Source organism: Nocardia sp. NBC_00403 (assembly GCF_036046055.1).
Classification (GTDB): Bacteria; Actinomycetota; Actinomycetes; order Mycobacteriales; family Mycobacteriaceae; genus Nocardia.
This window is the reverse complement of record NZ_CP107939.1, coordinates 6,464,227-6,482,210: the sequence shown is the minus strand read 5'-3', so window position 1 is coordinate 6,482,210 and position 17,984 is coordinate 6,464,227. Positions and strand designations below refer to the sequence as shown.

The 17,984-nt window shown below is 65.3% G+C and carries 17 protein-coding genes; 8 read left to right on the top strand and 9 right to left on the bottom strand.

Annotated elements, in window-relative coordinates; translation table 11 throughout:
• Positions 1–9 precede the first annotated feature (9 nt).
• From OHQ90_RS39600 to OHQ90_RS28815, 4 genes are all read left to right on the top strand, one after another.
• On the top strand, positions 10–354 hold the full coding sequence (locus tag OHQ90_RS39600) for a hypothetical protein (RefSeq protein WP_442941199.1): 345 nt from the start codon (positions 10–12) through the stop codon (positions 352–354).
• 193 nt (positions 355–547) lie between these two features.
• Positions 548–1,087, top strand: coding sequence for a Fur family transcriptional regulator (locus OHQ90_RS28825; protein WP_328402760.1), 540 nt, complete (start codon positions 548–550; stop codon positions 1,085–1,087).
• A 305-nt stretch (positions 1,088–1,392) separates the two neighbouring features.
• Positions 1,393–2,160, top strand: a complete 768-nt coding sequence (locus tag OHQ90_RS28820) for a class I SAM-dependent methyltransferase (RefSeq protein WP_328402758.1) — start codon at positions 1,393–1,395, stop codon at positions 2,158–2,160.
• Positions 2,161–2,332: 172 nt separating this feature from the next.
• Positions 2,333–2,965: a glyoxalase gene (locus OHQ90_RS28815; protein WP_328402756.1), complete on the top strand. Its 633-nt coding sequence runs from the start codon at positions 2,333–2,335 to the stop codon at positions 2,963–2,965.
• Between the two features lie 332 nt (positions 2,966–3,297).
• On the opposite strand, the gene OHQ90_RS28810 is transcribed toward OHQ90_RS28815, so the two are convergent.
• A complete protein-coding gene (locus OHQ90_RS28810; protein WP_328402754.1) occupies positions 3,298–3,447 on the bottom strand; it encodes a M23 family metallopeptidase in 150 nt (49 codons plus the stop codon).
• Between the two features lie 290 nt (positions 3,448–3,737).
• Between OHQ90_RS28810 and OHQ90_RS28805 the strand changes: the two genes are divergently transcribed.
• On the top strand, positions 3,738–5,369 hold the full coding sequence (locus OHQ90_RS28805; protein ID WP_328402752.1) for an ABC-F family ATP-binding cassette domain-containing protein: 1,632 nt from the start codon (positions 3,738–3,740) through the stop codon (positions 5,367–5,369).
• Between the two features lie 81 nt (positions 5,370–5,450).
• Positions 5,451–5,684 carry a helix-turn-helix domain-containing protein gene (locus tag OHQ90_RS28800; RefSeq protein WP_328402750.1) on the top strand — a complete coding sequence of 78 codons (234 nt, stop codon included), beginning with the start codon at positions 5,451–5,453 and terminating at the stop codon, positions 5,682–5,684.
• Positions 5,685–5,705: 21 nt separating this feature from the next.
• On the opposite strand, the gene OHQ90_RS28795 is transcribed toward OHQ90_RS28800, so the two are convergent.
• The 4 genes from OHQ90_RS28795 to OHQ90_RS28780 form a co-directional block, all read right to left on the bottom strand.
• Positions 5,706–6,668: a hypothetical protein gene (locus OHQ90_RS28795; RefSeq protein ID WP_328402748.1), complete on the bottom strand. Its 963-nt coding sequence runs from the start codon at positions 6,666–6,668 to the stop codon at positions 5,706–5,708.
• Between the two features lie 12 nt (positions 6,669–6,680).
• A complete protein-coding gene (locus tag OHQ90_RS28790; RefSeq protein ID WP_328402746.1) occupies positions 6,681–7,133 on the bottom strand; it encodes a hypothetical protein in 453 nt (150 codons plus the stop codon).
• Between the two features lie 300 nt (positions 7,134–7,433).
• Positions 7,434–7,850 (bottom strand): acyl-CoA thioesterase, encoded by a 417-nt coding sequence (locus tag OHQ90_RS28785; RefSeq protein WP_328402744.1) that lies wholly within the window; start codon positions 7,848–7,850, stop codon positions 7,434–7,436.
• 118 nt (positions 7,851–7,968) lie between these two features.
• Entirely contained in the window at positions 7,969–8,391 is a 423-nt protein-coding gene (locus tag OHQ90_RS28780; RefSeq protein WP_328413160.1) for a cupin domain-containing protein, read from the bottom strand.
• 149 nt (positions 8,392–8,540) lie between these two features.
• Between OHQ90_RS28780 and OHQ90_RS28775 the strand changes: the two genes are divergently transcribed.
• Together OHQ90_RS28775 and OHQ90_RS28770 are read left to right on the top strand one after the other, a co-directional pair.
• Positions 8,541–9,047 carry a MarR family winged helix-turn-helix transcriptional regulator gene (locus OHQ90_RS28775; protein WP_328402742.1) on the top strand — a complete coding sequence of 169 codons (507 nt, stop codon included), beginning with the start codon at positions 8,541–8,543 and terminating at the stop codon, positions 9,045–9,047.
• A 96-nt stretch (positions 9,048–9,143) separates the two neighbouring features.
• A complete protein-coding gene (locus tag OHQ90_RS28770; protein WP_328402740.1) occupies positions 9,144–9,938 on the top strand; it encodes a hypothetical protein in 795 nt (264 codons plus the stop codon).
• Between the two features lie 71 nt (positions 9,939–10,009).
• Here the strand turns inward: OHQ90_RS28770 and OHQ90_RS28765 are convergent, their stop codons facing one another.
• The 4 genes from OHQ90_RS28765 to OHQ90_RS28750 form a co-directional block, all read right to left on the bottom strand.
• Positions 10,010–10,399: an alpha/beta fold hydrolase gene (locus OHQ90_RS28765; protein ID WP_328402738.1), complete on the bottom strand. Its 390-nt coding sequence runs from the start codon at positions 10,397–10,399 to the stop codon at positions 10,010–10,012.
• Positions 10,400–10,459: 60 nt separating this feature from the next.
• Positions 10,460–13,882: a protein kinase domain-containing protein gene (locus tag OHQ90_RS28760; protein ID WP_328402736.1), complete on the bottom strand. Its 3,423-nt coding sequence runs from the start codon at positions 13,880–13,882 to the stop codon at positions 10,460–10,462.
• A gap of 242 nt (positions 13,883–14,124) precedes the next feature.
• Positions 14,125–14,691: a TetR/AcrR family transcriptional regulator gene (locus OHQ90_RS28755; protein WP_328402734.1), complete on the bottom strand. Its 567-nt coding sequence runs from the start codon at positions 14,689–14,691 to the stop codon at positions 14,125–14,127.
• A 164-nt stretch (positions 14,692–14,855) separates the two neighbouring features.
• Positions 14,856–17,675 (bottom strand): aconitate hydratase, encoded by a 2,820-nt coding sequence (locus OHQ90_RS28750; RefSeq protein ID WP_328402732.1) that lies wholly within the window; start codon positions 17,673–17,675, stop codon positions 14,856–14,858.
• Positions 17,676–17,984 lie beyond the last annotated feature (309 nt).

The window sequence follows — 17,984 nt, the reverse complement described above, 5'->3', positions numbered from 1 at the left end:
GGTGTGTGAGTGATCATTGGGCATATCGCTTTGATGCACATGACGATGCGAATGCTCGACTCCGTCATGGGTATGGGCGTGCTCGTGTTCGAGGTGGCCATGCTCGTGTGCGCTGTGGGCGTGGGTATGGGTCAGTGTGCCGTGACTGTGTGCGTGGGCATGGGGCTCGACGTGGGAGTGTTCGTCGGTCATATCCCGGTTCCTTTTCTGTTTCGAGTGGGTTCTACGGCAATGCATGCATACCAGCACGCCGCGCTGATGTCCGGGAATGCCCAGTCCGGCATGTTGGGCGTTGCTTACCGCGTCCAGTACGTCGATACACCAGCGGTGCCGGCTCACCGACATGGTCGGTGAGATCGTTCACCGATATTTCGGCATCGCCAGAGCCCACAGGATCTGAATGTGCGTCGAGTCGGCGAGCATCCTGCACCACCTCGACGACCAACAGGCTTGATCATCAGGCAACCGCATTACCCGATCATCTGCATTCATACGCAGACAGTAGCGTTATGAGAGGAATGTAGTTCCGTGGCGAACGAGGTGCACCATGAACGAGGTCGACCATTCGGCGACAACTACCTCGCCACTGGTGGGCGATACCGGCATCGACCATGACACCGGGGCGATGCCCACCGCGGATACGTCCAGCGACCCAGCGGTCGAGCACGCACGATCGATCCTGCGCAGTCACGGGTTACGGTGCACCGCACCGCGTTTGGCGGTGATGTCGGTGCTGACCAGCGATCCCTCCGGAGGGCACCTCAATGCGCAGGAGATCGTCGCACGACTCACCGAACGACGGGAACTCGTCGACCTGACCACGGTGTATCGCACGCTTGCGCGGATGGTCGAGATCGGCGCCCTGCACGTGCTCACTGTCGGGGAAAGGGCCGCGAGCTACGGGCTGACCGTGCGACCCCACCACCATGCCGTCTGCACACGGTGCGCCGCGGTGATCGAAGTCCCCGCCGAACGACTGGCAACCGCGCTGGATCACGCCAGTCGCGGCAGCCGGTTCGAACTCGCCGCTAACGCCGGACTGACTCTGCACGGACTGTGTCCAGCCTGCAAACAGGCCGCGCGATAGCCGAACCGGCGGGCCGATATCGCTAGTCGGGGCCAAGCGGGGTCGTGGGATTGCAACACATGGCTGGCTTGTAGCGCGACAGCGGCGTGCCGATCCTCGGCGAAATGTACGTGCTCGCGGCGCGATCGACAGATGTGCCGGGTCTGTAAGCGGTCGGGGAAGCCTTTCGCTTCGAACCGGACTAAATGGTCGGTTATTGAGCTCGGCGCACTTTATGCTGGGGCCTCGGACCACGTCGACCGGGGAGGGCTGGGCGGCGGTTATCGCAGGATGCGCGAAATACCTTACATTCGAGGAGGATTCGTGTGACGACCAGCAAGCTTGATATTTCGCGAGCGTGGTACTGGATCGGCCGGTGGGATCGCCAGCAGGAGCACTACATGCCCGATCGCGAACAGCGTTTCGAGGCTATCGGTGATGTTCTGGCCGAACTCGTCGACCGGACGGACCCGTTGATCGTCGACCTCGGCGTCGGGCCGGGAACGCTGTCGGACCGGCTGCTCACGCGAATGCCCGCCGCCACCATCGTCGGCGTGGACGCGGATCCACTTCTGTTGACGTTGGCCGAGATGACCCTGGGGTCACCGCGATTCCGTACAGTGAACGCTGATCTGCGCGAGTGCGATTGGCTCGACAGACTCCAATTGCATCGAGCGCCCGATGCTTTCGTGAGCACCACCACTCTGCATTGGATGAACCGCGAACCGCTCCGCGCGCTGATCCGGGCTTGCGCGGGGACGCTCGCACCCGGTGGTCTGTTCATCGACGGGGACCATCTCTACGAGGGGGCGACCGGCCCGCGACTGGACGCACTGGGTAAAGCCATGACCGCACGCCGGGCCCAACGAGCGGGAACCGCGGGTCTGGAGGACTGGGAGGCGTGGTGGGCAGCGGTCGACCGCGCTCCCGAACTCGCCGACCTGGTCCGCCTGCGCGACGGGGGATTCGCCCACATGGTTCACGACCGGCCCACCGTCCACGACTACCTCGCCTTCGCGTACGAGGCGGGCTTCGCCGAAGCCGGGATCGTGTGGCAGTACGGTGACGACCGCGTGGTGGTCGGGATCCGATAACCGGCCAGGGCACCCGGGGAACGACCGCGTTTTCGGCTATGCGAACCGGTCGATGTACCGGCTGGCGCTTATCCGGCTCCACGCGGCCGGCGGAGGGGATGTTGCCGTGCATGGCGAAACCGATCAGGAATCGAGAAGCACAGGCTACCGAGCAGCAATTAGCGTGACTGCCATGGACATCACTGCTCACCAGACCTCTATCGAGTCCGTCACCTTGGAGGTGCCCGACCCCGCGGCCGCCGCGGCCTTCTACGCCGCCGCGTTCGGTCTCGGCGACAAAGTACGCGTCCGCGCCTCGGAGACGCCGACGACCGGCTTTCGTGGCTTCATCCTGTCGCTCGTGGTGTCTCAGCCGAGCACCGTCGACAGCCTCATCGGCACCGCGCTCGACGCAGGCGCGAGGACGCTGAAGCCGGCCAAGAAGGGCTTCTGGGGCTATGGCGGCGTCGTCCAGGCCCCGGACGGGGCGATCTGGAAGGTCGCGACGTCATCGAAGAAGAACACCGGCCCGGCTACCCGGGAGGTCGACGATTTCGTGGTGCTCCTCGGGGTCGACGACGTCAAGGCGACAAAGCAGTTCTACGTCGACCGCGGCTTGGCCGTGGCAAAGAGCTTCGGCAGCAAGTACGTCGAGTTCGACACCCCGCAGGCTTCGGTCAAGCTGGCGCTCTACGGGCGCCGTGCCGCCGCCAAGGATGCCGGCGTCCCCCCGGAGGGCACCGGGTCGCACCGGATCGTCATCGGCGGCAATACCGGGCCCTTCACCGATCCGGACGGGTTCGCGTGGGAGGCCGCCCCGGCCTGAGCCGGTCGCGGTCGGCCGCGAGCAGACCCTCGAAATGAGTGCGGGTCGTGTCTCGATGCCGAGACTCGAAAACCTGAACTCACGATCCGCAGAGGCGACTCCCCAACGTCGGTATTGTGCACCGGGGGAAGGCGGCCGAATCTCCGATGCGGTTCAACCCGCGGGCTGACTCGTCGCTGATTGTGAAATTCGTACAGTCGTCTCATGGCGTCACGGACGAACGTGACCGTCCTGCCGCCGAGCCTGGTCGAGAATCGCTGTTCTCAGCGCACGACGATCGTGGATGCTCGGTGCCACCGTCGCTGCGTTCCGGGGTCGGTGCAGCACCGCACTCATACTTGTAGCCCGTTGGCGGCCAGGTAACCGCGAGGATCCACCGCCTGGCCGTTCTGGCGAACCTCGTAGTGCAGGTGGTTTCCGGTGGAATTGCCGGTCGATCCGACTGCGCCGATCACTGTTCCTGCGGGGATCTGATCGCCCACTCGCACCCCTCGGTGCCGTCCGCAGACACACATCGAAACGGCCTACACGCTTCCACGACATCCCCCCGGCCCGTCGAATATTTCGACATCCGCCCCGGATGGAAGTAGGAGGTGGGCCGACGGGGTAGGCCGGCGTTGGAAAAGGTCCCGGAACGTTACTGCGGTCACACCGGGCTCGCTGGGTGTAAGAGTGGTCTCCCGGGGCAGGTAAAATCGGTGGTTCTTGCGCTGATCTCGTCGCACAATCGAGCAGCTAACGACCAGCACCACGTATCCGTGAGGAGAAGCCTGTGATCACCGCGACGGACCTGGAGGTCCGGGCCGGAGTCCGCACCCTGTTGTCGGCCCCGGGGCCGGCACTGCGGGTGCAGGCCGGCGACCGGATCGGACTGGTCGGGCGCAATGGCGCGGGCAAGACCACCACACTGCGTATTCTGGCAGGTGAGGGCGAACCCTACGCCGGGAAAATCCTGCGATCCACCGATATCGGCTACCTGCCGCAGGACCCACGCGAGGGCAACCTGGACGTGCTCGCCCGCGATCGCGTCCTTTCCGCGCGCGGACTCGACGCATTGCTGCGCGACATGGAAAAACAGCAGGCGCTGATGGCGGAGGTGGTCGACGATGCCGAACGCGACAAAGCTGTGCGCAAATACGGACGGCTGGAGGAGCGTTTCTCGTCGCTCGGCGGTTATGTCGCCGAGAGCGAGGCCGCGCGGATCTGCAACAGCCTCGGCCTGCCCGACCGCGTGCTCGGCCAGCCGCTGCGCACCCTGTCGGGTGGCCAGCGCCGCCGAATCGAGTTGGCGCGCATCCTGTTTGCCGCCTCCGACGGCAGCGGCGGTCGCTCCGACACGATCCTGCTGCTCGACGAGCCGACCAACCACCTCGACGCCGACTCCATCACCTGGTTGCGTGGCTTCCTGCAGAACCACGACGGCGGACTGATCGTGATCAGCCACGATGTCGAATTGCTCGGCGACGTGGTCAACAAGGTGTGGTTCCTGGACGCGGTGCGCGGCGAGGCCGACATCTACAACATGAGCTGGAAGAAGTATCTCGACGCCCGCGCCACCGACGAACAGCGCAGACGCAGAGAACGTGCGAATGCCGAGAAGAAGGCGAGCGCACTGCGCGTGCAGGCCGCCAAACTCGGCGCAAAGGCCACCAAGGCCACTGCGGCGCAGAATATGGCCAAGCGTGCCGATCGGCTGATGGCGGAGCTCGATGACATCCGGGTCGCCGACAAGGTGGCGCGGATCAAGTTCCCCGAGCCGGCGCCCTGTGGCAAGACGCCGCTGATGGTGAAGAACCTGACCAAGGTGTACGGCTCGCTGGAGATCTTTACCGGTGTGGAGTTCGCGATCGACAAGGGCAGTCGGGTCGTGGTGCTCGGACTCAACGGTGCGGGCAAGACCACGCTGCTGCGGCTGCTCGCGGGCGTGGAGACCCCGGATTCGGGGGGACTCGAAGAAGGCCGTGGTCTGAAGATCGGCTACTTCGCCCAGGAACACGACACGCTCGACGACAACGCATCGGTGTGGGAGAACATCCGGCACGCGTCGCCGGACGCGGGGGAGCAGGAGCTGCGCAGCCTGTTGGGCGCATTCATGTTCACCGGCCCGCAGCTGGATCAGCCCGCGGGAACGCTGTCCGGTGGTGAGAAGACCCGCCTCGCGCTGGCCGGGCTGGTGTCTTCCGCGGCGAATGTACTGCTGCTCGACGAGCCGACCAACAACCTCGATCCTGTCTCGCGTGAGCAGGTGCTGGACGCATTGCGTAGCTACGCTGGTGCCGTTGTGCTCGTCACGCACGACCCCGGCGCGGCCGAGGCGCTGAATCCGGAGCGTGTGATCTTGCTTCCGGACGGCACCGAGGACCACTGGTCCCAGGATTATCTGGAACTGATTCAGCTCGCGTGATTTTCATCACAAGGATCTGTTGATCACGGCCCGCTGAGTGCTTAGCCTGGATACACGCGGCTCGGCGACTCGGAGGAAGCCATGAGCGACAGGCCCACGCAAGTCAAGACCCCATTGGGTAGGGGCACACGCGTCACCGGTAGGTCACGCGATCGGCTACAAACCCAGTTGAAGAAGCAATACGAGGCGGGCGCAAGCATTCGTTCGCTGGCCCGGTCTACCGGACGTTCGTACGGTTTCATCCACAACGTGCTAGTGGAGTCGCATGTGCAACTCCGCAGCCGCGGTGGCGCGAACCGCCGGAAGAGCTCGTAGCGGTCTCGAACCGCTCTGTGCTCAGTACCCCGGCACTGCGCCGTCACCATGCACCAGGAGATTGCCGAGGCTACGGAAGATCGGCAGCCCCGTCTTGATCTCCAGGTAGGCGAACTGGCCCTGCGGGTTGACCTCGAGGAAGTAGTACTCGCCGTCGACGCCGAGGCGCAGGTCCAGGACGCCGAAGCTCAGGCCGAGCGCGCCCATCAGGGTGGCCAATGACTTACTGACGGATGCGGGCAGATTGGCGCGGGTGAAGTCCACGGTGGTGTCCAACCGCGAGTCCACTCGGCCGACACCGGCCTGTGAGTCGATCCGGACCGTCCATTCGACACCGTCGACCCACACGACACGCAGATCGCACTCGGCTTGGACGTAATCCTGGAATGTAGTGGGCGCGGAGCGGATGCCTGCGAGCTTGCCGAAGTCGCCCCGTGTGATGATCCTGGTCTCGGCGAATTCTGCGCGCCCGGTTCCGGTGCGTTTGTAAACGACAGCGCCGGAACGGGATTCGACAAAACTGCGCGCCTCGTCCGGATCGTTGGTGATAAGGGTCTCCGGGATGGTGAATCCCGCTCGCTGTGCGGTCTGCAGCTGCACGATCTTGCGGGTGGCAGTGCGGTCGGCACCGGGGTCGTTGACCCAGTTCGCCGGGATCGACCACAGCAGCCCTTGGATGAACCCGTCGCACTCGGCTTGGCGGTAGGCATCGTCGGATGCGCGCACGCCGACCGGAACCCGCGTCGGGTGTGGTCGTCGCCACCACACCGAACGCACGTCGTCGATCCCGATCAGATGCGACAGTGATCGCGCAGTGCCGAACCGGTCGAGCCGGAAACTTCCGGATTCGCGCGGAAAGTCGCGGAGGTCGAGTTGAATCGGGCTGAGCCCGTGGTGTTCTCGCAACGTCGCCGCCATGGCGGTGCTGTGCAGATCATCGGATTCGGTGACGATCAGGACCGAACCTGTACGGCTTGCCGCCATGCGGGGTCCCGTTCAGTCGAGACTGTCGCAGTTGATGCCGTCGTCGCTACTTTCGAACGATTTCGTCTGGCAATAGGTGAAGGTCGCGCTGCCGGCGCCCGGGCAGTCGACGAGCTCGAGCGAGTCGGCCCACGACGCCGTGAGTTGTTGCAGCAGTTCATCTCCCAGTGCGAGTGACGGCTCGGCCGCGATGGTCATCGGGCGTTCGACGAGGTCGACGCGCAGGCGGCGGGTGAAGTCGGCGGTGGCGCCGGGACGAATGTCGACCAGTACCGGGCGACCGTCGGAACTCGTGGCGTGCTGATCGGGGAGCACCCGCAGTACGTCGTCCCTGCGGAACGTCCAGGTGCCCTCGTTGACCCGGACGGTGATAGCGCGTTCCGACTCGGCCACCAGTAGGCCCTGCAACGCGGGAACGCGATCTCCCGTCGGCGCGGGACCGGGAAGGTGGATGGCGTCGGTCATAGTGGGTTCTCCGATCTGCTCGCGATTTGCCAGGGCCCCCGAGCGTGATCTGAAGCATAACGTGCAGAGGCCGTCGATCGGTTCGGATCGAAAGATTTCACAGCGGCTGGCAAACCGGATACGGCGTGGGATGCGCTTGAGCCGAAAGATTTTCGGTGCGCCGGAGAACATTGTTCAGCAATCGGCAGGCTATCGGAATACCTAGGTATGCCTAGTGGTATTGCCGAGTGTTGGCGGCTGTACAGCTGAACGTGCAACTATCCGGCCGAGCCGATCGGGCCTGCCCGTCGGCAAGCTCGTTCAGAGGCCGAGCAGACCCGGACGTTCGGCGAGAGTGCGGAATCGTTCACTCGGAGCCTCGACGAGCTTGCGCGTGGCGAGGTCGATGACGCCGCCGATCGCCGAAACCTCGGCGGCGACAGTTCCGTCGAGCTTGCGGATCTCCTGGCGGATGCGGAAGGTTTTGCCCTGCTGCCAATCGAATTCGCAGGTGATCCTCACCTCGTCGCCGCTGCGCAGCTCGTGTCGGTACTTGATGGTGGTCTCCAGCACGACCGGCCCGACGCCGGAAGCCAGAAGCTTGTCGTGGCCCACTCCGGCGGCGCGCATCAGTTCCCACCGGGCATGCTCGGCGTATTGCACGTACACGGCCTGATTCAGATGGCCTCGTGTGTCGAGCTCATAGCTGCGCACAACGACTGGTGTGGAAAACGTCATGCGGGGAAGCTACATGCCTGGTGCGAACTAATTGCCGTATGGGCTGATGTCTTCGCCACAATCGCGTGATCCGGGTATCGCCCTGTTGGTCGGTGTCCACGCTCGGCGAGTTCCGGAATCAACGACGGTTCGCGTTGCGCTCGGCCCACCAGGTCGGTGCATCGATGAAATGGTTGTCGAATTCTTCCTGGGACGCCGCGAGCTCCTCGAAGGTCGCCTCGCCTTTGACGAGCCGGTCGAGCAGTCGGAAGTATCCGAAGCGTTCGACGGCGGGCATCAGGGCGATCAGAATTCGTGCCGAACTGTCCGGGGTGGCACCGAAGGCGTGCGGCATGAGCTTGGGCACGACGATCGATCCGCCGGCGCCGACGGTGACGATCTCGTCGCCCGCCAGTACTTGCAGCTCGCCGTCGGCGACATAGAAGAGTTCGTCGGACTTGGTGTGGTAGTGCGGGGCCGCCCCGTCGGCGCCCCGATTCATGCTGACCTCCAGGTGGCTTACCGCGCCACCCGCTTCGCTCGAGTCGATGAGCAGTCGCATCGTGACCGAATCCGTCCGCAGAACCTCGGCGTCCTGCGGCTGGCGGATGGCGAAGCTGCGGGTGGTGGTGTCGTTCATGATGCCCTCCAACTGATTCGGTCATTGATAATTCGCTATCGAACTATATCGCAACGAATAGAATCTTGTCCATGGCCGATATGAAGCAAGATCCCGTCGACACGATCGTCGAGCAGTGGCGCCGGGAACGACCAGACCTCGAGCTCGACGCGATGGCCGTGATCGGTCGCCTCGGGCGGCTGCTCGTGGTTGCGCAACGAGCGATCGAAGCGGTCTTCACCGCGCATGGACTGCGGCGGGGTGAGTTCGATGTGCTTGCCGCACTACGTCGTTCGGGGGAGCCCTTCGAACTGAACCCGTCGGTGCTCGCCGACACGCTGATGCTGTCGCGCGCCGGTATGACCGGACGGCTCGATCGCCTCGAGTCCGCCGGGTTGGTCCGGCGCATCGCCGACGCCGAGGATCGGCGCGCCGTCCGCGTCGCACTCACCGATTCGGGCCGCGAGCTCATCGACACGGTGGTCACCGCACACACGGAGAACGAAACCCGAATCCTGTCGGTGCTGTCGGCCACGGACCGCCGTGAACTCGACCGCATCGCGCGCACCCTGCTCGGCAGCCTCGAACCCGGTGCGTGACCTGCGGGAAATGAGGTAGTTCACTACTCGGGTGCGCGGGAGGTTGATGAGTCAATATTGGTGTTATCGCACCGAAGTGCGGTGCACAAGGAGAGCATGATGATTGATATCGTCACCCTCCGCGGCACGGGCGAGCCGCGGAACGCCAACGGGACGCCGACGGGGATGCTCCACGATGTCACCAAGCTGCTCGACGCCGACCGCTTCACCTGCTTCGAACCGGACTGGCCCGCATCGATCGGACCGACGCCGGAGCTCTGGGGCCCGTCACTGAAGACCTCGATCCGTCGCGGCGTCGCGGCGGGTGTGCGGGCCATCCAGGACTCGCCGAATGTCTGTGGGCTGCTGAGTTATTCGCTCGGCGGCATCTGCGCGAGCAAGATTCTGGAAGGAGTGCGTTCGGGCAAGTACACCAACGCCGACGGCTCACCCCTCGAGATCGCCTTCGCGGTGAATATCGCGAACCCACTGCGTAAGCACGGTCAGTCGGTCGGAAATCTTTGCCCCGCAACGACCTACGGACTGCACGGCCAGCGCGGCGCCTGGCCGGCCCTCGACGTGCGTGAATATGCTAATCCCGGCGACATCATCACCTCGTCGCCCCAGGACTCGCCGCTGCGGGTGATCGATGTCGGGATATCGCCGTTCTCCTTCGTCGAAGGAGCCCGCATCGGCAACGTGGCGCCGCTGATCTTCGCCGAACTGCTGAGCTTCCTGATGAACGACCCGATCGCCAACCTCGGCCGGTATGCCACGGCCGTGAACGGGGTCATCGGATATTTGACCCCGTGGCCGGACGGCCAGCACGTCCTGTACTCGGGCCATAACATGCCCGGCACCGACGTCCTCTGGACAACCCACGCGGCCGACTACCTCAACGACACCTACTGAACCTGGGGTCGCCGACCCGGCGGCGCACACTGTCGCGACTGGCTACTCGGCGATCGCGCAGATATTGTCGATCATGACCGGCCGACCTCTCGGGGAAGCGCACCGTGCCCAACGCCTGGCATTATGACGAGTTTCGCCCCGGGGACGGCCTTGGCGGTCGCTTGTGCGCCGGCCGGTCGAATCATCGGATCGACAGTGCCATGCATGACCAGTGTCGGCAGACGGAGTGCGGCCAGCGCCTTTCTTCGATCTGGGGCCGCAAGCACGGCTGCCTGCTGCCGGAGCTTGCCCGCGGGGTCGTGAGCTCGCTGGAAGCTCAACGCGCTGATCTCTTCGAGCCACTTGTCGTCGAGTGGATAGTTATCGGCCGGTGTGCCGATGATCTTGTACGTATCGACGAGTTGTTGTCCGGCTTCCTCCGCGGTGTTCACCGGATGCTTCAGCAACGCAGCAACTTTCATGCTCGTCCTGATGGTGGCGCGCCCGATGCGCGCCGATGGTGCCGAAATGCGAGCCTGCGCTCACACCCGGTGCGATTGATCGATGGCGGCCGATACCTGTCGCAGGAACAAGTGCGGCGGCCGCATCTTTTCATCGGTGGCCTCGGCCAGTGTTTCCAGCACCGGTGCTATGGCGGGTCCGCTGTCGACAACGGTACGGACCAAGCCGAGTTCGGCGCAGCGGCGCAGCAGCGGAGCCAGCAGTGTCGCCGCCTGGTCGGACTGTCCGGCCGCCGATAGACAACAGACGTAGCGGAGTTGAGCGTGCAGCAGTGCCCGTGGCCGTGTCTGGCGCTGGATTACCTGCACCAGTCGCTCGGCTCGTGCGGTGGCGGCCCGAATCGAGTCGGTGGAATTCTCGGCGAGCAGTAGGTGGACGGCCGCGTCCTGCTCGAGCTCCGCTGTCAGGGCCAGGATCGCGTCCGGTTGTCGACGATAGGTCGGGAGGTGCTCGAGCTTCTCACGATCGGTCTGTGGAATCGGCAGCCCGTGGCGCACCCGCTCGTTGAGGATCCGGGCTGCCACCCGGGGCAGGCTCCGGAGCTCGGCGATGTGCTGCCCTTCGTCGAGTCGGGCTCGAGCGGTGTCGAGATCGCCGCGCAATGCCGCCAGGCGCGCTCCGGTGCCGTAGATGGCCAGCAGCACCTCGACGGTGCCGCCTTCCATCCCGGGCCAGGGTGTGAGAAGTTCCTGAGCCTCCACGAACTGCCCGGTCTCATACAGCAGATCTCCCAGCAGTGCGGTGGACTGGCGGGTGGCGTGGGATTGGGTGCCGGTCTCGAGCGCAAGTCGCACCGCCGTACGGAAGCTCGTCTCGGCGTCCGCGATGTCGAGATGATCGAAGGCGGCCAGGCCGGCGATGCAGTGGCCGTACACGGCGTTGAACGGGCCGGTGGAGCGGGTCCGAGAGGGCTCGGCCCACTCGTGCCATCGGGCGGCGCCGTCGAAGTCGAAGTGACACAGAGCAATTGCCGCCGCGGTAGTAGCCAGGGCGTTGGCGAAGAATGGCCGGACCGGTGCCTGCACACTCGCGGTCACGTAGTCCGGCAGATCGGTGCATCTGTCGATCACCATCAACTCGGCCGCGCGCGCCACGGCGGCCTCGGCGCGAAGATCGCCGCCCAGCGCATCGTCGGCGGGCAGCGCCGCGATCGCGGCGTCGACCTGTTCCAGTGCGGTGCGGGTCGCGGCGGCGCGTTGCAATGCGATCGTCGCCCAGGCTACCGACAGTTGCAGCCGGGGGTTGCCGAGGCAGAGTGCGGTGGGCAACTTCGCGACGAGACCGAGGAACGTGGCCATCATGGCGTTCTCGATCAACTCGTCGGCATGTTCCTCGATCAGGCTCATCGCGCGCTCCGGCGCGTCCGCCGCGAGCGCGTGATCGACTGCTTCGGTGAGCATGTCGTGCTCGGCGAACCATATCGCCGCGGTCGCGTGCAATTGTTCGAGCAGACCGGGATGTTGCCGAATCAGCCTGCGGCGCAAGTAGTCTGCGAAAAGTCCGTGATATCGGAACCAGCGCAGCTCATCGTCGACGCTGCGCAGGAATAGATCCTGTTTGTACAGATCTTCGAGCATTTGCTGCCCCGAAGACACCTCGGCGAGCGCCTCGGCGAGGTCTCCGCAAATGGTCGCGGTGACGGCGGTCCGCATCAGGAAATCGAGGACCGGGGGGTCGAGATCCGCCACCACATTCTCCATCAGGTATTCGCCGATGGCGTAGTGCTGACCTGAAATTCCGTCCAGATGACTACCAGGACGGTCTTTTCCGCGCAGTGACAACGCGGCCAACTGCAGTGCGGCAGCCCATCCTTCGGTCGATCGACACAGGTTGTCGACCTCGTCGGCGTCCAGTTCGACGCCCTCGACACCGGCGAGTAGCCGCGCGGTGTCGGCGGCATCGAATCGGAGCTGACTTTCGTCGATCTCGACAAGTTCGTCCTGCACTCGCATCCGCCCGAGCGGGAGTCCGGTCCTGTTTCGGCTGGTGACGATCATGCGCAGGTGATGGCAGCCGTTGTCCAGCAGAAACTCCATCGCCGCGATCGACGCGGGACTGGTTACCAGATGCCAATCCTCGATCACCACGGCGACCGTTTCACCGCCGGCGTGGATCTGGTTGATGAGCATCGTCATCACATGCCTGGTCGCATTGCTGGCGCGTTCTTCGAGAATTTGGGCCAGCTCGGCGGCCAGCGCGGGACGCACGCGCCGCACAGCCTCCACGAGGTGGGACAGGAACCACACGACATTGTCGTCGTCGGTGTCCACCGTGAGCCAGGCGACGCTGGATCCGTCCGCCTCGAGGACGTCGGCCCATTGCGTCGCCAGCGTGCTCTTGCCGAAACCGGCGGGCGCGTGGATCAGCACCAGCCGCCGCGACTGGCCCGCCCGCAGCAGCTCCAGCAGCGCCGGGCGTTCGACAAGTCGATGTCGCGACGTACGTGGCCGATACCGAGTCATCGGCGTCGCCACGGCGGTCGGCGTCGCCGGCGGCGTGCGCGCAACCGCTTGCGCCGTCACGCTGGGCATGGTTTCGACGTCGATCGGGACGGCCGGCGTGTCGACCGGAAGACCGCAGGCGAACTGTATGTTGCGCAGCTGCTCGCCGAAGTCCTGTGCGGAGGCAGGCCGGTCGGTCGGCTCGGGTGCCATCGCGCTGTCGATGGCGGCGTGCAGCAGCGGCGGCACGCCCTGTGCCCGCAGGTCCGGTACCGGATCGGAGGTGATCCGCACGAACTGCGCAACCATCGACTCGCCGGTTCGTCTCGCGAAGGCAGCGTGCCCGGTGAGCAGGCAGAACAGTGTCGCACCGAGACCGTAGACGTCCGAGGCCACCGATGGTGCTGCGCCCTTCAGTACTTCGGGAGCGGTGTAGGCCGGTGTGCCGGCTACCAGCCCGGTCGCGGTCTCGAACAGACCGCCGATGCGGGCGATTCCGAAGTCCGCGAGCTGCGGCTCCCCGTAGTCGGTTACCAGGACATTGGCCGGATTCACGTCACGATGCACCACACCACAGGCATGGGCCGAGGCCAGCGCTCCCGCCAGCTTCACACCGATCGACAGCACCTCCTGCCAGGGGATCGGCCCGTCGGCTCGAATACGGGTATCCAGGGATCCACGGCGATGAAATGGCATCACGATGAACGGGCGGCCGGTCGCGGTGATGTCGGCGCGCAGCACCTGCACGATGTTCGGATGTCCGGAGAACCGGCCGAGAGCCCGTTGTTCGCGAAGGAAGCGAGCTCGTCCGTCGTCGTCGACCTCCGTCGATAGCACCTTGACCGCCACCGTGCGGTCGAGAGCCTGCTCGATGCACTGATACACGACCCCGAAGCCGCCGCGGCCGACTTCGCGGGCAGCGTCGAAGCCGGCCTCGGCCAATTCTGCGACGATGCCGAACCTCAGGTCGCGTTGCGTCCCCCCGATACCGTCATCGGACACCGCGCACTCTCTCGTCGGCGGGGGCAGGTCCACGGCATGCGCCGATGTTCGCCGAATGTTCGCAGTCGGCGAGGCCCCGCGTCGTATCGCAAGCGCTCATGGCGTCCACCACCTCTAACGGCGAAATGCAGCCCCGACCTACCGATCATAATCCCGGCCGGTGGCACCCGAAGCTGCCATTGCAGCTGGCCACCCGCCACCGTCCGAGCCGATCGATGGCCTGGGAACGCCCGTTCGGGAAGTCACTCCCTGCGGCGAACCGAGGCTTCGACGAGATCCAATACCGCCGAAAGGTTTTCATTGGTGTGGCCGGAGGCTATGCGGGCGATCAGGCCGTCGAGGACCAAGTCCAGGTAGCCGAGCAGGACATCTGTGGGGACGTCGTCGCGCAGCCTGCCCTCCGCCTTGCGGCGCTCCAGGCGGGCCAGGGTGGCGGCGGTCAGCTCCTCCGAGCGCTGCTCCCAGTTCGCTCGGAATTCGGCGTCGGTGCGCAACCGGCGCGCGATCTCCAAACGTGTTCCGAGCCAATTGAATTGCTTCGGGTCGGCAAGCATATCCCGCATCACCTGCACCAGACCCTGGTGGGCGGCCACATCGGCCATCCGCACGGCGTCTTCCTGCGCGAGCGCGAGGAAAAGGGCGTCCTTGTCACGGAAGTGATGGAAGATCGCGCCACGTGAGAGCCCGGTGGCCTCTTCGAGGCGGCGCACCGTGGCACCGTCGTAACCGTATTCGGCGAAGCAGCTGCGTGCGCCGTCGAGGATCTGGTTGCGTCGGGCGGCGAGGTGATCGTCACTGACCTTGGGCACACAGTCTCCGTTTCGTGGCTAGAGTCTTGCGGGCGCTGGAGTCTTCCGGACGCTCGGCAAGCTCAGCGTCGATGCCGCCAACGAACTGTGCGTGAAAGCGCGAGCCTAGCCTTTCACAAGCGGGGCAGGAGCTTTCACGCACAGTCACCGTGATCGTTCGGGTGCTATCCCTTGATCATGTTGCGCAGCACGTACTGCAGGATGCCGCCGTTGCGGTAGTAGTCGGCTTCGCCAGGGGTGTCGATCCGGACCACGGCATCAAAGGTCACCTTTTCGCCGTTTTCTTTGGCGGCCGTGACCTTCAGGGTCTTCGGAGTAGCACCCTCGTTCAGCTGGGTGATGCCCTCGATGTCGAAGGTCTCGGTGCCGTTCAGCTTCAGCGACGCGGCCGACTCGCCTGCCGGGAACTGCAGCGGGATGACGCCCATGCCGATGAGGTTGGAGCGGTGGATGCGCTCGAAGGACTCGGTGATGACGGCCTTCACGCCCAGCAGGCTGGTGCCCTTGGCGGCCCAGTCACGCGAGGAACCCGAGCCGTACTCCTTGCCGCCGAGCACGACCAGCGGGATGCCCGCGGCCTGGTAGTTCTGCGAGGCGTCGTAGATGAAGGCCTGCGGGCCGCCGTCCTGAGTGAAGTCGCGGGTGTAGCCGCCCGAGACGTCGTCGAGGAGCTGGTTGCGCAGCCGGATGTTGGCGAAGGTGCCGCGGATCATCACCTCGTGGTTACCGCGACGCGAGCCGTAGGAGTTGTAGTCCTTGCGCTCGACGCCGTTGGCCTCCAGGTACTGCGCGGCCGGAGTGCCCGGCTTGATGTTGCCTGCGGGGGAGATGTGGTCGGTGGTGACCGAATCACCCAGGTAGGCGAGCACCCGCGCGCCCTTGATGTCGGTGACCGGGTTCGGGGTGTGCGGCATGCCCTCGAAGTACGGAGGCCTGCGCACGTAGGTGGACTCGGCATCCCACTCGAAGGTCTTGCCCTCCGGGGTGGGCAGGCCGCGCCAGCGCTCGTCGCCCTTGAACACGTCGGCGTAGGACTTGATGAACATGTCCTGGCTGATCGCGGTGCCGATGGTCTCCTCGATCTCCTTGGAGGAGGGCCAGATGTCCTTCAGGAAGACGTCGTTGCCGTCGGTGTCCTGGCCGAGGGCGTCGGTCTCGAAGTCGAAGTCCATGGTGCCCGCGAGCGCGTACGCGATGACCAGCGGCGGCGAGGCCAGGTAGTTCATCTTGACGTCGGGGGAGATGCGGCCTTCGAAGTTGCGGTTGCCGGAGAGCACCGCGGTGACCGACAGGTCGTTGTCGTTGATCGCCTTCGACACCGCGTCCGGCAGCGGGCCGGTGTTGCCGATGCAGGTGGCGCAGCCGTAGCCGACCAGGAAGAAGCCGAGCTTCTCCAGGTAGGGCCACAGTCCGGCCTTGTTGTAGTAGTCGTTGACGACCTGCGAACCCGGGGCCATGGAGGTCTTCACCCACGGCTTGGAGGTGAGGCCCTTCTCGACGGCGTTGCGCGCGAGCAGCGCGGCGCCGAGCATGACCGACGGGTTGGAGGTGTTGGTGCAAGAGGTGATCGAGGCGACCACCACGGCACCGTGATCGAGCACGAAGTCGCCGTACTCCTCCGAGGAGACCTTGACCGGCCGGCTCGGGCGGCCGGTGGCGCCATTGGCGGCCGAGGGCACGAACTCCGAGTCGTCATCGGCGAAGGACAGCACCGCCGGATCGCTGGCCGGGAAGGACTCCTCGATGGCCTCGTCCAGATGCGTGTGCGGGGTGACGGCAGCCGGGCCGCTCTCGGCGTCGCTGGTGTAGTTGTGGATGTCCTTGCGGAACGCAGTCTTGGACTCCGACAGCAGGATTCGGTCCTGGGGACGCTTCGGGCCCGCGATCGAGGGCACCACATCGCCCAGGTCGAGCTCCAGGTACTCCGAGTACGCGGGCTCGTGCTCGGCGTCATGCCACATGCCCTGTTCCTTGGCGTACGCCTCGACGAGCGCGAGCTGCTCATCGTTGCGGCCGGTCAGGCGCAGGTAGTCGATGGTCACGCTGTCGATCGGAAAGATCGCTGCGGTGGAACCGAATTCGGGGCTCATGTTGCCGAGGGTGGCGCGGTTGGCCAGCGGAACCTCGGCGACACCCTTGCCGTAGAACTCGACGAACTTGCCGACGACGCCGTGCTTGCGCAGCATGTCGGTGACGGTCAGCACCACATCGGTGGCGGTGACGCCCGGCTTGATCTCACCGGTCAGCTTGAAGCCCACCACACGCGGGATCAGCATGGACACGGGCTGGCCCAGCATGGCCGCCTCGGCTTCGATACCGCCGACGCCCCAGCCCAGCACGCCCAGGCCGTTGACCATGGTGGTGTGCGAGTCGGTGCCGACACAGGTGTCGGGGTAGGCCTGGCCGTTGCGGACCATGACGGTGCGAGCCAGGTGCTCGATGTTGACCTGGTGCACGATGCCGGTGCCGGGGGGGACGACCTTGAAGTCGTCGAACGCGCCCTGGCCCCAGCGCAGGAACTGGTAGCGCTCACGGTTGCGGGAGTACTCGATGTCCACGTTGCGCTCGAGCGCGTCGGCGCGGCCGAAGACGTCGATGATGACGGAGTGGTCGATGACCATCTCGGCGGGGGCGAGCGGGTTGACCTTGTTCGGGTCGCCGCCGAGGGTGGCGACGGCCTCGCGCATGGTGGCGAGGTCGACGATGCAGGGCACGCCGGTGAAGTCCTGCATGATCACGCGGGCCGGGGTGAACTGGATCTCGATGCTCGGATCGGCCGACGGATCCCAGTTCGCGATGGCGCGAATGTGATCGGCGGTGATGTTGGCGCCGTCCTCGGTGCGGAGCAGGTTCTCCGCGAGGACCTTGAGTGCGTAGGGGAGTTTCTCGGTGCCGGGCACGGCGGAGAGGCGGAAGATCTCGTAGGAGTTGCTTCCGACCTCGAGGGTGCCCTTGGCGCCGAAAGTATCGATACTTGTCGTCACGTCAGCTCCACTCGTCTGTGAGGGTGGCCACCGGCGGGGCTGTGCCAGTGGCTGGTTGTTTCGAGCGACCTGTAAACAGTCGCCGGCGGTACGTCTTCGGAGGGCTCCAGCGCTGGAAGGTACTGGCTCCTCGCGCCTTCGAGCCTAACAGTACGCTTGTCCTGTGAAACGCGCGGGGGCCGTTGGGCCTGCCATGTGCGGGAGGCCCGACACTCCGTCGCGTACTGTGCTTTCGAGTTGCAGGGGTGGCCGGTGGGCATGTACCGGCTCAGGGCAGTGCCCACCCCGCAGTGTTGGATGCCCGTCGCC

Bases quoted from the DNA above. Each gene is read 5' to 3' on its own strand.
- OHQ90_RS28765 (WP_328402738.1), bottom strand. From the start codon at position 10,399: ATGAAAGTTGCTGCGTTGCTGAAGCATCCGGTGAACACCGCGGAGGAA.
- OHQ90_RS28795 (WP_328402748.1), bottom strand. From the start codon at position 6,668: ATGGCGGCAAGCCGTACAGGTTCGGTCCTGATCGTCACCGAATCCGAT.
- OHQ90_RS28770 (WP_328402740.1), top strand. From the start codon at position 9,144: ATGATGATTGATATCGTCACCCTCCGCGGCACGGGCGAGCCGCGGAAC.
- OHQ90_RS28785 (WP_328402744.1), bottom strand. From the start codon at position 7,850: ATGACGTTTTCCACACCAGTCGTTGTGCGCAGCTATGAGCTCGACACA.
- OHQ90_RS28825 (WP_328402760.1), top strand. From the start codon at position 548: ATGAACGAGGTCGACCATTCGGCGACAACTACCTCGCCACTGGTGGGC.
- OHQ90_RS28790 (WP_328402746.1), bottom strand. From the start codon at position 7,133: ATGACCGACGCCATCCACCTTCCCGGTCCCGCGCCGACGGGAGATCGC.
- OHQ90_RS28815 (WP_328402756.1), top strand. From the start codon at position 2,333: ATGGACATCACTGCTCACCAGACCTCTATCGAGTCCGTCACCTTGGAG.
- OHQ90_RS28800 (WP_328402750.1), top strand. From the start codon at position 5,451: ATGAGCGACAGGCCCACGCAAGTCAAGACCCCATTGGGTAGGGGCACA.
- OHQ90_RS28780 (WP_328413160.1), bottom strand. From the start codon at position 8,391: ATGCGACTGCTCATCGACTCGAGCGAAGCGGGTGGCGCGGTAAGCCAC.
- OHQ90_RS28775 (WP_328402742.1), top strand. From the start codon at position 8,541: ATGGCCGATATGAAGCAAGATCCCGTCGACACGATCGTCGAGCAGTGG.